The 404-nt window shown below is 48.0% G+C and carries 1 protein-coding gene; it reads right to left on the bottom strand.

The window, feature by feature from the left end; genetic code table 11:
- Positions 1–404 (bottom strand): hypothetical protein (locus NW212_RS15255; RefSeq protein WP_258339464.1); only part of this gene is annotated, 404 nt, incomplete at both ends.

The following is a 404-nucleotide window of genomic DNA, read 5'->3' as shown; positions in this document are numbered from 1 at the left end:
TACAATTATTTGATTTCATAATCGTATATTTGGAAGGATTGATCCCATGGTTCTTTTCCAAGATACTCAGCAGAGAATTTACCTTCTTCTGTTCAGCCTCATTGAAAGGCACGGGAGGAGGAGATTGGGACTGCTGATTGTTACCATCACCCCCTTGTTCAACCTCACCGCTTCCTCCACCCAATTCCCCCTCACCGGAATCAGTCGGAGCATCTCCCGGGTCAGGAAGAGGGTCAGGGTCTGGCGGAGTCGTGGTTTCATCGCCCGAACTCCAGTCGTCACCGGAATCAGATTCGTCATAACCGTCATTGACATAGGCCGAATCAACAAAGCCGTCACCGTCTATGTCAATGTAATAGGTATCATCATTCGAATTGTAATAGACATCATCGCCCCAACCGTCA

The sequence above is a fragment of the Bacteroides sp. ET225 genome, from assembly GCF_024733745.1.
GTDB classification, from domain to species: domain Bacteria; phylum Bacteroidota; class Bacteroidia; order Bacteroidales; family Bacteroidaceae; genus Phocaeicola; species Phocaeicola excrementipullorum.
This window is presented reverse-complemented; position numbering and strand designations above follow the sequence as displayed.